Origin of the sequence: Tardiphaga sp. 172_B4_N1_3 (assembly GCF_052076035.1) — a bacterium.
GTDB classification, from domain to species: Bacteria; Pseudomonadota; Alphaproteobacteria; order Rhizobiales; family Xanthobacteraceae; genus Tardiphaga; species Tardiphaga robiniae.
Genome location: NZ_CP197238.1, coordinates 5,553,919 through 5,569,488 on the forward strand (window position 1 = coordinate 5,553,919; position 15,570 = coordinate 5,569,488).

A 15,570-nucleotide genomic window follows, 5' to 3' on the forward strand; every position below is an offset into this window, starting at 1 on the left:
AAAACTCATGGCTGATTTTCTCGGCATGATGAAACAGGCAGCGCAGCTGCAATCGAAGATGAAGGCGATGCAGGACGAGCTCGACCATGTCGAGGTCGAAGGTATCTCCGGCGGTGGCCTCGTGTCCGTGCGGATGACCGCGAAGACCGAAGTGAAGGCCGTGAAGATCGATCCCTCGCTGGTTAAAGCCGACGAAGTCGAGATCCTTGAGGATCTGCTGGTCACAGCGCTCGGTGATGCGCGCCGCAAGGCGGAAGCTGCGATGCAAGAGAAGATGCAGGCGCTGACCGGCGGCCTCGGTCTGCCGCCGGGGATGGGCCTCACCTGAGATGGCATCCACGGCTGGCCCGGAAATCGAGCGCCTGATTCAACTGCTGGCGCGGCTGCCCGGTCTTGGCCCGCGCTCGGCCCGGCGTGCCGCGCTGCATCTGATCAAGAAGCGCGAGGCGCTGATGACGCCGCTAGCCGGTGCCTTGCAGGTGGCGATCGACCGGATTCAGGTCTGCAAGGTCTGCAGCAATATCGATACGCAGAATCCCTGCACGATCTGCACGGACCCGCGCCGCGATCCCTCGACCATCGTGGTGGTCGCCGATGTCGCGGACTTGTGGGCGCTCGAACGCGCCCATGCGACGACGGGCAAATATCATGTATTGGGTGCAACGCTGTCGCCGCTCGACGGCGTCGGCCCGCAGGATCTGACCATCGACGCGCTGGTGTCACGTGCGCATGATTCAGAGGTGAGCGAAATCATCCTGGCGCTGAATGCGACGGTTGATGGGCAGACCACGGCACATTACATCACCGACCTCCTGCAGGAGGCCAATGTGAAGGTGACGCGGCTGGCACATGGCGTGCCGGTTGGTGGTGAACTCGATTATCTCGACGAAGGCACGCTGTCGGCAGCAATGCGACAGCGGACGCTGTTTTAAGACTGGAAGAGCATTGATGACACGATATGACTTGAAGGCTTTGCCGACCTGGGCCGCTGCGATTTGTGCGGCCGGCCTGTTTGCTACGGCTGCCGGAGGCGCGACCGAAACGCCGGCTCCGCCAGCCGCACCGGTGGCACCGAAGACCATGAAGATCGGCGATGTGCTGACCGGGCAGCTCAACGCCATGCGCAGCCGCGATGCCAAGGGCAAGCGCACCAATGTGTATCAAGTGGTCAGCGAGCCGCGTCGGCTGCCGGCGCCTGCAGGGCTGTGCAATCTTGAGACCGGACCTGAGACGTTCGAGATCGTCGTTGCCAATGACGTGCAGGCCACGCAGCTGAAGAAGCTTGTCGGCAAGGAAGTTGCGCTCAAGGTTGCTGAAGTCACCTGCGCCGAGCAGGCCGGGCAGATGAGTGAAGCGCTGGTGACGAAATGGAGCGTGGTGACGAAGCCGAACTGAGTTCGCTTCGGTTAAACCCGTACCGGCCCCAGCATCTCGAAATGCGCGCGGCGCTGCAGCCAGATCAGGAGGATCAGGCTCGGCACCGCGACGACCACGCTGATGACGAAGAACATCGGCCATCCCGTCGCCTGCGCGACGTAACCTGCACCTGCCGACAGATAGGTCCGCCCCACCGCAGCGAGCGCCGTGAGCAGCGCATATTGCGTGGCTGTGTGCAGCGGGTTTTTGCACAGCGCCGAAAGGTAGGCGACGAAGATCACTGTACCGATGGCGCTGGTGAAATTCTCGACCGAGATGGCCAGTGCCAGCGCCCATTGATTGACGCCGACGATGGCGAGCCACGAGAAGGCGAGATTGGACACCGCCTGCAACACAGCGCCGATCCACAGGCTCGCCGCCAGCGAATAGCGCCGCGCCACGAAGCCGCCAGCGAAACCGCCAATCAGCGTCGCGGCAAGGCCGACGCCTTTGACGATGGCGGCGTAGTCATTCCGCGTGAAACCGAGATCGATCACGAAGGGCGCGGTCATGGTGCCGGAAAAGGCGTCGGTAAATTTGAACAGCACCACGAACGCCAGCGCCGCCCAGGCGTCCTTGCGCGCCAGGAATTCGGAGAACGCGCCGATTGCGGCCTGCAGCACGCGCGTGAAGGCGCTTTCGCCGCGTGTGGCGGCTTCGGCCTGCGCGGATTGCTCGGGCTCGGTGGCCGCAAGCGCTGTGACTGTGCCGATCAGCACCATCGCAGCCATCGCCACATAGCCCCACATCCATGCGGTGGAGCGCGCGATGCCGGTGCTTTCGAAGGCGCTGACCAGAAACAGCACGCCGGCGGTCGAGATCAGCATGCCGATGCGATAGGCCGCGACATAAGACGCCATGCCGGCCGCCTGTTCGCTCTCCGGCAGGCTCTCCACACGAAACGCATCGACGACGATGTCCTGCGTCGACGACATAGCAGCGACCAGCAGCGCGCCGAGGGCCACGAACAGCGGCGAGCGTGCAGGATCGGTGAGCGCCAGCAGCAGGATCGCGCCGATAAGCAACAGTTGCGAGAACACCAGCCAGCCACGGCGGCGGCCGAATTGCCGCGTGAAGAACGGCACATGCAGCGCATCGACCAGCGGCGCCCAAAGGAATTTCAGCGTGTAGGGCGTGCCAACAAGAGCGAACAGCCCGATGGTTCCGAGATCGACGCCGGATTCGCGCATCCACACCAGCAGCGTGGAACCGGACAATGCAAGCGGCAGACCCGACGACAGGCCAAGCAGCAGCACGATCAGCACCCGCGGCTGCAGATACACCGCCATGCTCTCGCGCCAGGTGGCACGGGGCTTCAAGGCGAGGGCGGCTTCGGACGAGTCAGGCGCGCTGGTCATGGGGAAGGGTTAGCAGATTCGGGAGGGAGCGGCCTGTGGCCTATTCCCCTGCCTGAATCTTGCGCGGCAGCGGCGCGAACATGTCGGGGGCCGCGGTCTTGGCGATCGCCGGGGCCACCTCGGCCGCCGGCTCGCTCTTGCTGAAATCCAGTTCCTCGATGCGGCCGGCGCGCTTTTCGATCTTGTCGGCGGAAATCAGAATCTGGCGGACGTCCTCATTGGCCTGCCCGAAATGCGTCTGCAGCTTCATCACGCGATCGCGCAACCGGGTGAGGTCGTCGCCCAGATTCAGTACCTCCGTGCGGATCTGGTCGGCGGCGTCGCGCATCCGCGCGTCCTTCAGGATCTGCTGCATTACCTGGATCGCCAGCATCAGCAGCGACGGCGATACCAAGACGACGCGGGCGCGATAGGCTTTCTGGATGATGTCATCGAAACCGTCGTGGATTTCCGCATAGACGGATTCCGACGGCACGAACATCAGCGCCGTATCCTGCGTCTCGCCGGCCACCAGATACTTCTCGGCGATGTCGGTGACATGCTTCATCACGTCGGCGCGCAAGCGCTGTGCTGCGTATTTCTTCTCGTCGTCGCTGCGCGCGTCATGCAGCGCCGTGACGGCCTCCAAAGGGAATTTCGCATCGATGCACAGCGGGCGCTGGTCCGGCAGGAAGATCACGCAGTCCGGCCGTTTGCCCGACGACAGCGTGTGCTGGAACGCATAGGCGCCGCTCGGCATGCCGTCCTTGACGATGCTTTCCATCCGCGCCTGACCGAAGGCGCCGCGCGACTGCTTGTTGGCGAGCACGTCGCGGAGCGTCGTTACCTGCGAGGTGAGGTCGGTGAGGTTCTTGTGGGCGTTGTCGATGATGCCCAGCCGCTCATGCAGCGCGCTCAGGCTTTCCATCGTGTTGCGGGTGGTCTGTTCCATGGATTGGCCGACGCGATGGGTCACGGAGTCCAGTCGCTCGGACACCGCGCGTGCCATGTCGGCCTGACGGCCTGCCAAGGCCTGGCCCATGGCGTCGACGCGGCCGGTGGCCTCGTTCTGCGCCTTCAGCACTTCGCTGAGGCGTTCTTCCAGTTCGTCGGCGCGGATCGCCTGGGCCATCGCCATGGCGGCGCCGCGGCTACCGGAGCGAGCGATGATGATGGCGATGGTGAGCAGCAAACCCAGCGCCAGAGCACTGAAGCCCATCAATGCCACGCCGGCGGTGACCGGCATGTCGCCGATCATGAAAAGAATCTCGTTCATCCCATCCTTGTAGCCGATTCGGTCGGTTGCGCGAACGAAGAGGGAACATTTATGGTTAATGCAAAATGAATTTTCCTGGTTAACCCAAGCCTAAGAAATGTGGTTAAGCAGACCTTAACCGGCATGGTTAACCGCGCCTCAATTTTCATGGTTTGCGGGGAGTTGACGTCCTTCAAAGTCCAGCTTTTCCAGCGGATTGACCCGGACCGGCGCGCAGATTAAATCGCCGCCATGGCCATTCGTGAAATCATTATCCTGCCCGACAAACAGTTGCGGCTGATCTCCAAACCTGTCGAGAAGGTGACGTCGGAGGTGCGCAAGCTCGCCGACGACATGTTCGAGACGATGTATGACGCACCCGGGATCGGGCTGGCGGCGATCCAGATCGCGGTTCCGCTGCGGCTGATCACCATGGACATCGCCAAGAAGGACGATGAGGAGGACGGCAAGAAGCCGCGTGTCTTTATCAATCCGGAGGTCATCTCGGCCTCGGAAGAGCTCTCGGTCTATGAGGAAGGCTGCCTGTCGATTCCCGAATATTACGAGGAAGTGGAACGCCCGGCGACAGTGCGGATCCGTTATATGGACCTCGACGGCAAGACCATCGAGGAAGAGGCCTCTGGCCTGTTCGCGACCTGCATTCAGCACGAGATCGACCATCTCAATGGCGTGCTGTTCGTCGATTACCTTTCCAAGCTGAAGCGCGACCGCGTGCTGAAGAAGTTCACCAAGCTCGCCAAGCGCGCGGAGTAGCTTCTCCGCGCAACGCTGCAACAGATCGGCTCCGACCTATGTCGCTTCGTTTGATCTTCATGGGCACGCCGGATTTCGCGGTGCCGACGCTGCTCGAACTCGTGGCCCACGGCCATGAGATCGTCGCCGTCTATACCCGCGAAGCAAAGCCCGCCGGCCGGGGCATGAAGCTGCAGCCGACGCCGGTGGCGCGCGAGGCTGAACGGCTCGGCATTCCCGTCTTCACGCCGAAAACGCTGCGGACGCCGGAGGCGGAAGTCGAGTTCCGGTCGCATGAGGCCGAGGCTGCGGTCGTCGTCGCCTACGGCATGATCCTGCCGCAGAACATTCTCGATGTGCCGCCCCTAGGTTGCTTCAACCTGCACGGCTCGCTACTGCCGCGCTGGCGCGGCGCGGCGCCGATCAATCGTGCCATCATGGAGGGCGACGCCGAGAGCGGCGTCATGGTGATGAAGATGGATATCGGCCTCGACACCGGCGATGTCGCCATGGCCGAGCGCCTGGCGATCACCGATGCGATGACGGCGCTGGACCTGCACGATGCGCTGGCGCCGCTTGGTGCCGACTTGATGGTGCGGGCCATGGGTGCGCTGGAAAGGGGACGGCTGAGCCTGACCCCGCAGAGCGCAGACGGCGTCACCTACGCGGCCAAGATCGACAAGGCCGAGGCCAAGATCGACTGGTCGAAGCCGGCGCGCGACGTGCTTCGGCATTGTCATGGCCTGTCGCCGTTTCCCGGCGCGTGGTGCGAAGTGCCGATCGAGGGCGAGGCGGTGCGCGTGAAGGTTCTGCGCTGCGAGCTTGCAAAGGGCGCGGGTGCGCCCGGCGAGATCATCGACGATCAGCTCACCATCGCCTGCGGCGAGGGCGCGATCCGGATCATCGACCTGCAGCGCGCCGGCAAGCAGCCGATGAAGGCCAGTGAATTTCTGCGTGGCACGCCGCTGAAGCCGCCTCTGCAGGTGGGCTGATGCCGCGCTACAAGATGATCATCGAATATGACGGCGCGCCATTTTCCGGATGGCAGGTGCAGGCCAACGCGACGCTGACCGTACAGGGCGCGCTGGAGCGTGCCGCCGAGGCCATTTGCGGCGAGTCGATCCGCGTCCATGGCGCCGGTCGCACCGATGCCGGCGTCCATGCGCTCGGCCAGGTCGCCCATTGCGACGTGCCGAAAGTGCTGGTGCCGGGTCGCTTTCGCGATGGCATGAATGCCCATCTGCGGCCACACCCGGTCGGCGTGCTGTCGGCTGATATCGTGCCGGATGATTTCGAGGCGCGGTTCTCGGCCATCAAACGCCACTATGTCTATCGCATCACCAATCGCCGCGCGAACCTCGCCGTCGATGCCGGCCGGGTCTGGCGCGTGCCGCGCCCGCTCGATGTCGCTGCCATGAGCGAGGCTGCGAAGCGTTTGCTCGGTCGACACGACTTCACGACCTTTCGCGATACCGAATGCCAGGCCAAGTCGCCGATCCGCACGCTCGATCAGCTCGATGTGGTGCAGAACGGTGAGGCGATCACTATCACGACCTCCGCTCGCTCGTTCCTGCACAGCCAGGTGCGCTCGATGGTTGGCTCACTGGTCTGGGTCGGCAACGGCAGCTGGACGCCGGACGATCTGGCTGCGGCGCTTGCCGCGAAGGACCGCAGCGCCTGCGGCATCGTGGCGCCGCCGGATGGGCTGTATCTGGTAAAGGTCGACTACTAGACCTTCACGCCCTTCATCGCGTCCCAGAACAGATCCTGGCCATTGGCGACATTGGCCGTCCAGTGTTCATGTGCGAAATCATTGGCGTCGTCGGTGATGAACTTGAAGGCGCGCCAGCGGATGCCATGGCGCAGGCAGACCTGCGCGATGGCAAACAGTTCCATATCGACGATGTCGACATTGTTCGACACCAGCCAAGGATCGGTGGAGGTGACGAAACTGTCACCGCTGCCGCAGATCACGCCGCGCTGGCCCGAGACCAGGCGGTCGAGATCGGGCGCAAAGGGCGTGCGGCCGCGCGGCGCCAACGGCTCGGCATTCATGTCGCGCTGGATCACGTCGCTGACCTCGACGAGGCCGTTGAGTTTGGTGTTTAGCTTGCCGGCGGTGCCGTAGTTCACGACGAGCTTGGGCTGCATGGCCTGCACCGCCTGAAGCGTTGCGATCGTGGTGTTGATCTTGCCGACGCCGGTGAAAATCACCTCGATCTCGGCAGGCGCGCGTGATTTGTCGAGCTCGCTTTCGAGCGCGGTGAGGACGAGAATCTTGCCGTTCATGCGAAATACCGATCCAGCACGCCGCGATAGATTTGGGTGAGCTTCTCCAGATCGGCAACCTTCGTGTGTTCGTCGATCTGATGCATGGTCTGCCCGACCAAGCCGAATTCAATCACCGGGCAGTAGTTCTTGATGAAGCGCGCATCCGAGGTTCCGCCGCCCGTGTTGAGATCCGGTGTACGGCCGGTGACATCCTTGATCGCGGCGACGACCGTATCGGTAAATGCGCCGGGCTTTGTGACGAAGCTGTCCGAATTGCTCGGCTCCCAAATCACATGCGCGCGAATGCGATTGCCGGCGGCAGTTGCGACGCGTGCATCGATCAGGTCGCGCAATGACGCCTGCGTGTGATGGTCGTTGAAGCGGATATTGAACTTCGCTCGCGCTTGCGCGGGGATGACGTTGGTCGCCTTGTTGCCGACATCCACCGAGGTGAATTCGAGATTGGACGGCTGAAACTGCGCATTGCCCTGATCGAGCGGGTCGCTGCTCAGCGCTGTGATCAGCGCGGCGATGTCGGGCACCGGATTCGACGCCCGATGCGGATAGGCCACATGGCCCTGCACGCCATCGACCACCAGCGTGCCTGATTGCGACCCGCGGCGTCCGATCTTGATCGTGTCGCCCATCTCCTCGACATTCGACGGCTCGCCGACGATGCAATGATCTAACTTTTCGCCGCGCTCGGCCGCCCATTGCAGCAGCTTCACGGTGCCATTGACGGCGATGCCTTCTTCGTCGCCGGTGATGAGGAAGGAGATCGAACCGCCGCCGTCCTTTTGCGGCTTGCCGTCATTCGCCGCCAGATAGTCCAGCACTGCGGCGACTGACGCGGCGATGCCACCCTTCATGTCGACGGCACCACGGCCGTAAAGCAGCCCGTCCTTTACGTCGCCGGAGAAAGCGCCATGGGTCCACGCCGCTTCATCACCGGGCGGCACCACGTCGGTATGGCCGGCGAAGCAGATATGCGGCGCGGAAGTCCCGATGCGCGCATAGAGGTTTTCGATGTCGGCGCTGCCTTCCTCGCTGAAGGTGACGCGATGGACTTCGAAGCCGGCCGACGTCAGCAGGCTCTCGAGCACGCCGAGGGCGCCGGCGTCAGCAGGAGTGACTGAGGGGCAGCGGAGAAGATCTTGAGCGATGGAGAGAGCGTCGGTGGACATCAGACCCTTGGTGCAGTGGCAAGCGCGGCAAGCGGATCGGGACCGTATTCGTTCGGCCCGGCGGTGCCGCGCAGGAAGCCCAGTTCGACGATGGCCCAGATGGTCACGGCGAAGCTGGCGATATGAAAGACGAAGCTGGTGCTCGCGCTGCTGGTGCTGCCGATGCCGCTGAGGACGCTCGGCCCAAGCCAGAACACCAGGATCCACCAGCCGCTCTTCTCGCGGTCGTGCAGCCGCTTGATGCCGGTGGCGATGCCGGACCAGGTGCCGGCGACGATCAGGACGATGGCGGCCAGCCACAGCAGCAACGCACCGCCGACCATGCTGAACAGCCGGTCGGTGTCGAATCCGCCGAGCCACATCACGGCAGCAGCCACGAAGGCGATCCAGGCCACTATGTAGATCAGGATCGCGAGCCAGTATTTGCCGCGGTTGATCCGTCCCTTGAAGCTGAAAAGCAGCGTGGTCCAGTCCATGGCAGCCCTCAATTCAACGGATCGGTCCGGTTTGCACGATGCTACGCGCAAACCGGACGAAACGACAAATCAGTCGCGCAGCAACTCGTTGATGCTGGTCTTGGAGCGGGTGCGCTCGTCGACACGCTTCACGATCACGGCGCAGGCGGTGGAGGGGCCGATCTGGCCGTTCTTCATCGGCTTGCCGGGCAGGTTGCCGGGGACCAGCACCGCATATTCCGGCACTTCGCCGACGAACACTTCGCCCGTTTCGCGATCGACGATCTTGGTCGATGCGCCCAGGAAGACGCCCATGGCCAGCACCGCGCCCTTGCGCACGATCACGCCTTCAGCGACTTCCGAGCGGGCGCCGATGAAGCAGTCGTCTTCGATGATCACCGGGCCCGCCTGCAGCGGCTCCAGCACGCCGCCGATGCCCACGCCGCCCGAAATGTGCACGCGCTTGCCGATCTGGGCGCAGGAGCCCACCGTCGACCAGGTGTCGACCATGGAGCTCTCATCGACATAGGCGCCGAGATTGACGAAAGACGGCATCAGCACGACGTTCTTGGCGATGAAGGCGGACTTGCGCACGATAGCGCCCGGTACAGAGCGGAAGCCGGCGTCGCGGAAGGTGTTGTCGCCCCATCCCTCGAACTTCGAGGGCACCTTGTCCCACCAGGCCGCGCCGCCGGGACCACCAGAGATCTGCGCCATGTCGTTGAGGCGGAACGACAGCAGCACGGCCTTCTTCAGCCACTGATTGACGGTCCACTTGCCATCGTCGGCGCGGACGGCGACGCGGGCCTCGCCCTTGTCGAGCAGGTTCAGCGCCTGATCGACGGCATCTCGCACCTCGCCCTTGGTCGAGGCGTTGACATTGTCGCGCGCCTCGAAGGCGGCATTGATGGTGGATTCGAGGGCGGTCAGCGACATCGCGATTTCCTTGGGCAGATCGTGGGTAAAAGGTGATTTCTTGAAGCTTTTGTCGGGATTTGGCCGGGGAGAGTCAAGACGCGCGGGCGGCCATCCCGCCCTACCGGGCCTTGTTCAGCGCTCCCAGAAACCCCGTCAGATCGTCGGTGACGTGGTCGACATGGTCGTCGTCGCGGCCTTCCAGTTCCCAGTCCTCGCGCACGACCTCCTTGGCGCCGTCGGGCACGATCAGCACGGTCGTCATGCCGAGTTTGTGCGGCACTATGAGGTTGCGCGACAGGTCCTCGAACATGGCGGCCTTGGAGGGATCGACGCCGTGCAGGCGGAGGAACTTGTCATAGGTCTGCTGCGCGGGCTTCGGTTCAAGATCGGCGGCGATGATGTCGAAGATCGCTTCGAACTGGTCGGCGAAACCGAGGCGCTCCAGTACCGCGCCGGCATGGGCGACCGAGCCGTTAGTCAGGATCAGTTTGCGGCCTGGCAGTTGTGCGATCACGGCGCCCATCACCGGATTGGGCTCGAGCGGCGAATGATCGATCTCGTGGACGAAAGCCAGAAAGTCGTCGGCGCGGACGCCGTGTTCGGTCATCATGCCGCGCATGGTGGTGCCGTAACGCTTGTAATAGTCCTTCTGAACCTTGAAGGCCGCGTCGGGCGAAATCCTGAGAAAATTCGCGACGAAGTCGCGGATCTTGCCATCGACCTGCTGCCACAGGTTCACGTGGTGCGGATACAGCGTGTTGTCGAGATCGAACACCCATGTCTCGACATGGTTGAAGGCGCGCGGCGATTTGGTCGGCAGGGTCATTGATTGTCTCTGTTGGCTGGCCGTCACGGTGTCCCAAAGCGCAGCGTCTTGCCGCCGCCGGACATATCGACGATGGCGAAGCCGGCGCTGGTGAGGCCGCGGGTATTGCAGTCACTGTGTTCGCGGATCTCGAATTTGCTCTCGCGCGTGCAGAGCATGCGAACGCCGCCCCAGCTCAGCGGCTTGTCGTTGAGCTTGATGCTGCGGCCATTGTCGTCGACGGCCTCGGCGAAACTGAGGATCTGGCGGGGTTGGCCGACAATATCCGGCCGCAGGCACTTGCCTGGTTCGATGCGATACCAGCCGCGGCTGACAACGCCCTTGCCATCATCGGTCGCGACTGACGCCATCACCTTGTAGGACGTGTCGTTGCACCAGGTCAGGCCTGTTGCGGAGGGCGCCTGCACGGCGGCGATCATTGTCTCGAAGAAATTCGGCGTTGAAACCACATCGGCAGCAAGACTACGGCTCTTGAGGAAGGACGAGAGCGCACTCTGGGTCTTCGGCCCATCCACGCCGTCGATGGGGGCGGCGTCGTAACCGGCGATCACCAGCAGGCGCTGGATCGCGGCGAGCTTGGCCTGTTCGTCGTCATATTCGCTGTCTTCCGCGAGATAGGCGACCATATTGCCGTCGTCGGTCTGCGTCGGCTTGATCATCGTGAACGGCACTTGTGACTGTCCGGCACGGCATTGCCGGGCAGCAGCGATGACGAAGTTATCCGGCGCGATGCACAGGTTGTCGGTGCCGTTCTGCGCCACGGGTGAGGCGCCGTAGATGCTGAGCGCGCGGGCATGCAGCAGGATGCGGTCGGCTGTCAGCGTGCCCTGTACGACGACACGACACTGTGCGGGATCGATGCGAAACCAGCCGCGCGTCGCGGTGGCGCTCTTGTCGTCGATGCCGATGGCGGCTTCGACGACATAGCTCATGCGATTGCAGAGTTTGAGATCGGCGCGTGCGGCCGTGCTGGCAAATAGCCAGATGACGCTGGCGAGAATCGTCAACGATGTTTTTCGCGCCCACCAGCCAGACGCGAATGGCCGGGACAAGCCCGGCCATGACGACGTGTGGTGTGGTGCGTCCATCACTTGTGAATCAGTGTGCCCGTGCCCTGATTGGTGAAGAGTTCGAGCAGCACGGCATGCGGGGTCTTGCCGTCGATGATCACGACGCCTTCGACACCCTGTTCGAGCGAATAGATGCAGGTCTCGACTTTCGGGATCATGCCGCCGGAAATAGTGCCGTCGGCGATCAGCTTGCGGGCATCCTTGATCGACAGTTCCGGGATCAGCTTCTTCGACTTGTCGAGCACGCCCGGCACGTCGGTGAGCAGAAGCAGGCGCTTGGCCTTCAGCGCGCCTGCGACGGCGCCGGCAAAGGTATCGGCATTGACGTTGAAGGTCTTGCCGTCCTTGCTTGCTGCGAGCGGCGCCAGCACCGGGATCAGCTCATAGCCGATCAGCTGGTTGAGCAGCGTGAGATCGACCTTTTCCGGCTCGCCGACAAAGCCGAGATCGACCACCTTCTCGATGTTCGAATCGGGATCGACCATGGTGCGCGTCGCCTTCGACGCGGTGACCATGTTGCCGTCCTTGCCGCAGAGACCAACGGCCTTGCCGCCGGCTTCGTTGATGTAGCTGACGATCTGTTTGTTGATCGAGCCGGCCAGCACCATCTCGACGATCTCGATGGTCGCCGCGTCGGTGATGCGCAATCCGGCGGCGAATTCCGATTTGATGCCGAGACGCTGCAGCATCTGCGCGATCTGCGGGCCGCCGCCATGCACGACCACTGGATTGATAGCGGTCTGCTCCAGCAGAACGATATCGCGGGCAAATGCGCGGGCGGTATCCTCGGCGCCCATGGCGTGCCCGCCATATTTGATGACGATCGTCTCTTCGTCATATTGCTGCATGTGGGGCAGCGCCTCCGACAGGATGCGGGCCTGGTCGAGAGCACTGATGATGGGCGCGTCGGTCATGAAGCGGATCTCACGGTGAGCAATCTGCGGCGCGTTCTAGCCGATTGATTGCCGCCGCGCAAAGCATCGCTGCTCTGTCCAGTGGCCCGGCGTCAGGTGGGGCGCGGCCAAGCTGCGGATACCGCCAGCGCCAGCCAGCTCAGGATCAGCAGGGTGCCGCCGGTCGGCGCGGCCATTGTGAACAAGCCGTGACCGACATATTGGCGCAGGGTCAGGTCGCCGGCGAAGAGCGCGGCAGCAATAACGAAGCCGAAGGCGGCCGTCAGGCCGATCTGCAGATGGGCGACGCCGCGCTCGATCAGGGCGACGGCACCGAGAATGGCGGCGGCATGAAACAGCAGCATCGAGGAGGCCGAGGCCAGTCGCGTCGCGTCCGGCTGATGCGCCGAAGCCGCGGCGAGAATGACGCCGTCGGCGCCCATCACGCCGGCCAGGATGACAAGAATGCGAAATAGGCTAAAGCGGGTCATCAGTTGCGCTCGTTCAACAGGCGGACCATTGCAGCCCGCAATTCGGCCATGCCGTCGCCGGTGCGCGACGATGTAACCAGCACGTCCGGAAAGGCTGCCGGGTGAGTCCGCAACTCGGTGCGAACCTCTTCGAAGGTCTTGTCGAGTTCGCTCTTCTTCACCTGATCAGCCTTGGTCAGCACGATCTGGTAGCTGACCGCCGAGCGATCGAGGGACTTGAGCACGTCGAGATCGACATCCTTCAAGCCATGCCGGGAGTCGATCAGGACGTAGACGCGCGCGAGGCTCGCCCGGCCCTGGAGGAAATTGTAGATCAGCTTGGTCCAGGACGCGATCTTGACCTTTGGCGCCGAGGCATAGCCGTAGCCGGGCATGTCGACGAGCCGGAAGTCGGAGCCATCGGGACCTTCGAAGAAGATCAGCTCCTGGGTGCGGCCTGGCGTATGCGAGGTCCGCGCCAGCGCGTTGCGCCCGGTCAGCGAATTGATCAGGCTGGATTTGCCGACATTGGAGCGGCCGGCAAAGGCCACTTCCATTCCTGCCATCGGCGGGAGCGTCTCGATCGAGGGCGAGGCCCAGATGAACGTCCATTCGCCTGCGAACAGCAGGCGGCCCTGTTCGATCAGCTTCGCATCGGTGTCAGTGGTCATGCGAAGTGGCTTTCTGTGCTGCTCCGGCCCTCATGGTGAGGAGGCGCGCAAGCGCTGTCTCGAACCATGAGCGCCCCGCCCTCGTCCTTCGAGACGCGGCCAAGTGGCCGCTCCTCAGGATGAGGGCTCCAAGGGTTACGTCTTCTTTTCAGCCGGCTTCTTCGCGAAGGTCGACTTCACGTTGTCGAACAGTTCGACCTTCACGCCGTTGCGATTCATGATGTAGGCCTGCTGCAGCACCGAGAGGGTGTTGTTCCAAGCCCAGTAGATCACGAGACCAGCCGGGAAGCCGGCCAGCATGAAGGTGAAGATCAGCGGCATCCAGTCGAAGATCATCTTTTGGGTCGGATCCGGCGGTGTCGGATTCAGCTTCATCTGGAACCACATCGTGATGCCCATGATGATCGGCCAGATGCCGAGCGCGAGATAGTGGCCGAACACCGGAATCGTCGTCGGATCGAAGGGGATCAGGCCGAACAGGTTGAAGAGATTGGTCGGATCATGCGCCGACAGATCCTTGATCCAGCCAAAGAACGGCGCGTGGCGCATTTCGATGGTGACGAACAGAACCTTGTAAAGCGAGAAGAACACCGGGATCTGCAACATGACGGGAAGACAACCGGCGATCGGGTTGATCTTCTCCTTCTTGTAGATCTCCATCATCTCCTGCTGCTGCTTCATCTTGTCGTCAGGGAAGCGCTCCTTGAGCGCCGCCAGCTGCGGCTGCACGGCCTTCATCTTCGCCATCGAAGCGTAGGACTTGCTGGCCAGCGGGAAGAAGATGATCTTCACCAGCACGGTGACGAGCAGAATGGCGATGCCGAAATTGCCGAACAGGTGGAAGAACCAGTCGAGCGCCAGGAACATCGGCTTGGTGATGAAGTAGAACCAGCCCCAGTCGATCAGAAGGTCGAAGTGGTTGAGGCCGAGCGCCTGATTGTAGCCGCCGAGGCCAACAGCCAGCGGGAAGTTGATGCCGACAGTGGCCGCTTCCTTGGCGCCGGCGAACAGGCGGGCATTGGCCGTGCCGGTGCCGCCGATGGCGATGGTCTGCGCGTCCTGCAGATAATCGGTCTGGTAGGTCCGCTGGGTGCCGGTCAGGTTCGACGAGAAACGGGCCTGCAGCTGCGCATTAGTGTCGGGCAGCAGCGCCGAAGCCCAGTATTTGTCGGTGATGCCGAGCCAGGCATTGGTGACCTTGAAATTCACCGCCTTGGCTTCGTCGATCTTCTTGTAACCGTATTCCTGCAGGCCCTGGTCGCCGAGATAGCCGACGAGGCCTTCATGCAGGATATAATAGCCTTCGACATGCGGCGTGCCGTGGCGCGAGATCAGCGCGAAGGGATACAGCGTCACCGGCGCGTTGCCGATATTGCTGACGTCATCCTTGACCGAGAACAGGTAGCGGTCATCGATCGAGATGGTGCGGGTGAAAGTCAGGCCGTCGCCGTTGTTGTACTTGAGCACGACGGGCGTGGTCGGCGTCAGGGCGTTGGAGCCTTCTTGCTGCCACTGGGTGTTCTGGTCGGGAATCTTGGTGTTCGCACCGGCGGCGGCGACCCAGCCGAACTCGGCATAATAAGGTGCGGCCGTGCCCGACGGGGAGAACAACACGATCGCCGGCGACTTCGGATCCACGGTGTCGCGGAACTTGGTCAGCGAGATATCGTCGAGGCGCGCGCCCTTCAGCGCGATGCTGCCGGAGATGCGCGGCGTGTCGATCTTGACGCGCTGCGACGCTGCAATGGCGCTGTCGCGGCTGACGATCGGAGCGTTGGCCGGCGCCACATTCGTGGGTGCGCCGCCTGCGGCGGTGGAATTCGCGGTCGGCGTCGTGCTGCCGGGCGTGGCGTTTGGCTGTGCGGTCGGGTTGGCGAGCTGGGTCTGCGTCGCGGTCTGTGCGCGCTGCTTCTCCATCTGCGGGATGTTGTAGAAATATTGCCAGCCGATCAGCACCAGGCCGGACAGAATGACGGCAATGATGGTGTTGCGATTGTCGGTCATCGTTCAGGTCTCGTCATTCAAATGCGGGTGCGGCTCTCGCTTCCGGC

18 protein-coding genes are annotated in these 15,570 nt (G+C 63.0%); 6 read left to right on the forward strand and 12 right to left on the reverse strand.

Going from position 1 to position 15,570, the window contains the following annotated elements; translation table 11 throughout:
* Positions 1-7: 7 nt before the first annotated feature.
* The 3 genes from AB7783_RS26235 to AB7783_RS26245 are packed head-to-tail and all read left to right on the forward strand — an operon-like array spanning position 8 to position 1,395.
* Positions 8-328, forward strand: coding sequence for a YbaB/EbfC family nucleoid-associated protein (locus AB7783_RS26235; protein WP_089262819.1), 321 nt, complete (start codon positions 8-10; stop codon positions 326-328).
* A gap of 1 nt (position 329) precedes the next feature.
* Positions 330-932 (forward strand): recombination mediator RecR, encoded by a 603-nt coding sequence (gene recR, locus AB7783_RS26240; protein WP_089262818.1) that lies wholly within the window; start codon positions 330-332, stop codon positions 930-932.
* 16 nt (positions 933-948) lie between these two features.
* Positions 949-1,395 (forward strand): hypothetical protein, encoded by a 447-nt coding sequence (locus tag AB7783_RS26245; RefSeq protein WP_441279193.1) that lies wholly within the window; start codon positions 949-951, stop codon positions 1,393-1,395.
* An 11-nt stretch (positions 1,396-1,406) separates the two neighbouring features.
* Here AB7783_RS26245 and AB7783_RS26250 read toward each other — a convergent pair whose 3' ends face one another.
* A complete protein-coding gene (locus AB7783_RS26250) occupies positions 1,407-2,774 on the reverse strand; it encodes an AmpG family muropeptide MFS transporter (RefSeq protein ID WP_441279194.1) in 1,368 nt (455 codons plus the stop codon).
* A gap of 40 nt (positions 2,775-2,814) precedes the next feature.
* Positions 2,815-4,029 carry a DNA recombination protein RmuC gene (locus tag AB7783_RS26255; protein ID WP_089262814.1) on the reverse strand — a complete coding sequence of 405 codons (1,215 nt, stop codon included), beginning with the start codon at positions 4,027-4,029 and terminating at the stop codon, positions 2,815-2,817.
* A gap of 231 nt (positions 4,030-4,260) precedes the next feature.
* On the opposite strand from AB7783_RS26255, the gene def reads away from it, so the two are divergent.
* Genes def through truA form a run of 3 tightly spaced genes read left to right on the forward strand, consistent with a single transcriptional unit; the run spans position 4,261 to position 6,493 of the window.
* Positions 4,261-4,782, forward strand: coding sequence for a peptide deformylase (def, locus tag AB7783_RS26260; RefSeq protein ID WP_175368577.1), 522 nt, complete (start codon positions 4,261-4,263; stop codon positions 4,780-4,782).
* Between the two features lie 38 nt (positions 4,783-4,820).
* The gene (gene fmt / locus AB7783_RS26265; protein ID WP_441279195.1) at positions 4,821-5,753 is read left to right on the forward strand and encodes a methionyl-tRNA formyltransferase; all 933 of its coding nucleotides are present in this window, start codon (positions 4,821-4,823) and stop codon (positions 5,751-5,753) included.
* Complete coding sequence (gene truA, locus AB7783_RS26270; RefSeq protein ID WP_441279196.1) at positions 5,753-6,493, forward strand: tRNA pseudouridine(38-40) synthase TruA; 741 nt, start codon at positions 5,753-5,755, stop codon at positions 6,491-6,493. Before fmt ends, truA begins: the two co-directional genes overlap by 1 nt.
* Here truA and AB7783_RS26275 read toward each other — a convergent pair.
* The 10 genes from AB7783_RS26275 to yidC form a co-directional block, all read right to left on the reverse strand.
* The gene (locus tag AB7783_RS26275; RefSeq protein WP_441279197.1) at positions 6,490-7,050 is read right to left on the reverse strand and encodes a phosphorylase family protein; all 561 of its coding nucleotides are present in this window, start codon (positions 7,048-7,050) and stop codon (positions 6,490-6,492) included. The two genes, truA and AB7783_RS26275, sit on opposite strands and share 4 nt — an antisense overlap.
* On the reverse strand, positions 7,047-8,216 hold the full coding sequence (gene dapE / locus AB7783_RS26280; RefSeq protein WP_441279198.1) for a succinyl-diaminopimelate desuccinylase: 1,170 nt from the start codon (positions 8,214-8,216) through the stop codon (positions 7,047-7,049). The genes AB7783_RS26275 and dapE overlap by 4 nt, the downstream gene beginning before the upstream one ends.
* Positions 8,216-8,692, reverse strand: coding sequence for a DUF805 domain-containing protein (locus tag AB7783_RS26285; protein ID WP_068732787.1), 477 nt, complete (start codon positions 8,690-8,692; stop codon positions 8,216-8,218). Before AB7783_RS26285 ends, dapE begins: the two co-directional genes overlap by 1 nt.
* A gap of 69 nt (positions 8,693-8,761) precedes the next feature.
* A complete protein-coding gene (gene dapD, locus AB7783_RS26290; protein ID WP_441279199.1) occupies positions 8,762-9,607 on the reverse strand; it encodes a 2,3,4,5-tetrahydropyridine-2,6-dicarboxylate N-succinyltransferase in 846 nt (281 codons plus the stop codon).
* A gap of 100 nt (positions 9,608-9,707) precedes the next feature.
* Complete coding sequence (locus AB7783_RS26295; RefSeq protein ID WP_441279200.1) at positions 9,708-10,415, reverse strand: pyrimidine 5'-nucleotidase; 708 nt, start codon at positions 10,413-10,415, stop codon at positions 9,708-9,710.
* 23 nt (positions 10,416-10,438) lie between these two features.
* Positions 10,439-11,422 (reverse strand): DUF1036 domain-containing protein, encoded by a 984-nt coding sequence (locus AB7783_RS26300; protein WP_441279201.1) that lies wholly within the window; start codon positions 11,420-11,422, stop codon positions 10,439-10,441.
* Between the two features lie 80 nt (positions 11,423-11,502).
* Positions 11,503-12,399 (reverse strand): acetylglutamate kinase, encoded by an 897-nt coding sequence (argB, locus tag AB7783_RS26305; RefSeq protein ID WP_068732793.1) that lies wholly within the window; start codon positions 12,397-12,399, stop codon positions 11,503-11,505.
* Between the two features lie 92 nt (positions 12,400-12,491).
* Positions 12,492-12,869: a DUF423 domain-containing protein gene (locus tag AB7783_RS26310; protein ID WP_441279202.1), complete on the reverse strand. Its 378-nt coding sequence runs from the start codon at positions 12,867-12,869 to the stop codon at positions 12,492-12,494.
* Positions 12,869-13,519 (reverse strand): ribosome biogenesis GTP-binding protein YihA/YsxC, encoded by a 651-nt coding sequence (gene yihA, locus AB7783_RS26315; RefSeq protein ID WP_441279203.1) that lies wholly within the window; start codon positions 13,517-13,519, stop codon positions 12,869-12,871. The genes AB7783_RS26310 and yihA overlap by 1 nt, the downstream gene beginning before the upstream one ends.
* Positions 13,520-13,654: 135 nt before the next feature.
* Positions 13,655-15,523, reverse strand: coding sequence for a membrane protein insertase YidC (gene yidC / locus AB7783_RS26320; RefSeq protein ID WP_093759796.1), 1,869 nt, complete (start codon positions 15,521-15,523; stop codon positions 13,655-13,657).
* Between the last annotated feature and the right edge of the window lie 47 nt (positions 15,524-15,570).

Coding starts and splice junctions, on each gene's coding strand:
- AB7783_RS26235 (WP_089262819.1), top strand. CDS start 8: ATGGCTGATTTTCTCGGCATGATGAAACAGGCAGCGCAGCTGCAATCG.
- recR (WP_089262818.1), top strand. CDS start 330: ATGGCATCCACGGCTGGCCCGGAAATCGAGCGCCTGATTCAACTGCTG.
- AB7783_RS26245 (WP_441279193.1), top strand. CDS start 949: ATGACACGATATGACTTGAAGGCTTTGCCGACCTGGGCCGCTGCGATT.
- AB7783_RS26250 (WP_441279194.1), bottom strand. CDS start 2,774: ATGACCAGCGCGCCTGACTCGTCCGAAGCCGCCCTCGCCTTGAAGCCC.
- AB7783_RS26255 (WP_089262814.1), bottom strand. CDS start 4,029: ATGAACGAGATTCTTTTCATGATCGGCGACATGCCGGTCACCGCCGGC.
- def (WP_175368577.1), top strand. CDS start 4,261: ATGGCCATTCGTGAAATCATTATCCTGCCCGACAAACAGTTGCGGCTG.
- fmt (WP_441279195.1), top strand. CDS start 4,821: ATGTCGCTTCGTTTGATCTTCATGGGCACGCCGGATTTCGCGGTGCCG.
- truA (WP_441279196.1), top strand. CDS start 5,753: ATGCCGCGCTACAAGATGATCATCGAATATGACGGCGCGCCATTTTCC.
- AB7783_RS26275 (WP_441279197.1), bottom strand. CDS start 7,050: ATGAACGGCAAGATTCTCGTCCTCACCGCGCTCGAAAGCGAGCTCGAC.
- dapE (WP_441279198.1), bottom strand. CDS start 8,216: ATGTCCACCGACGCTCTCTCCATCGCTCAAGATCTTCTCCGCTGCCCC.
- AB7783_RS26285 (WP_068732787.1), bottom strand. CDS start 8,692: ATGGACTGGACCACGCTGCTTTTCAGCTTCAAGGGACGGATCAACCGC.
- dapD (WP_441279199.1), bottom strand. CDS start 9,607: ATGTCGCTGACCGCCCTCGAATCCACCATCAATGCCGCCTTCGAGGCG.
- AB7783_RS26295 (WP_441279200.1), bottom strand. CDS start 10,415: ATGACCCTGCCGACCAAATCGCCGCGCGCCTTCAACCATGTCGAGACA.
- argB (WP_068732793.1), bottom strand. CDS start 12,399: ATGACCGACGCGCCCATCATCAGTGCTCTCGACCAGGCCCGCATCCTG.
- AB7783_RS26310 (WP_441279202.1), bottom strand. CDS start 12,869: ATGACCCGCTTTAGCCTATTTCGCATTCTTGTCATCCTGGCCGGCGTG.
- yihA (WP_441279203.1), bottom strand. CDS start 13,519: ATGACCACTGACACCGATGCGAAGCTGATCGAACAGGGCCGCCTGCTG.
- yidC (WP_093759796.1), bottom strand. CDS start 15,523: ATGACCGACAATCGCAACACCATCATTGCCGTCATTCTGTCCGGCCTG.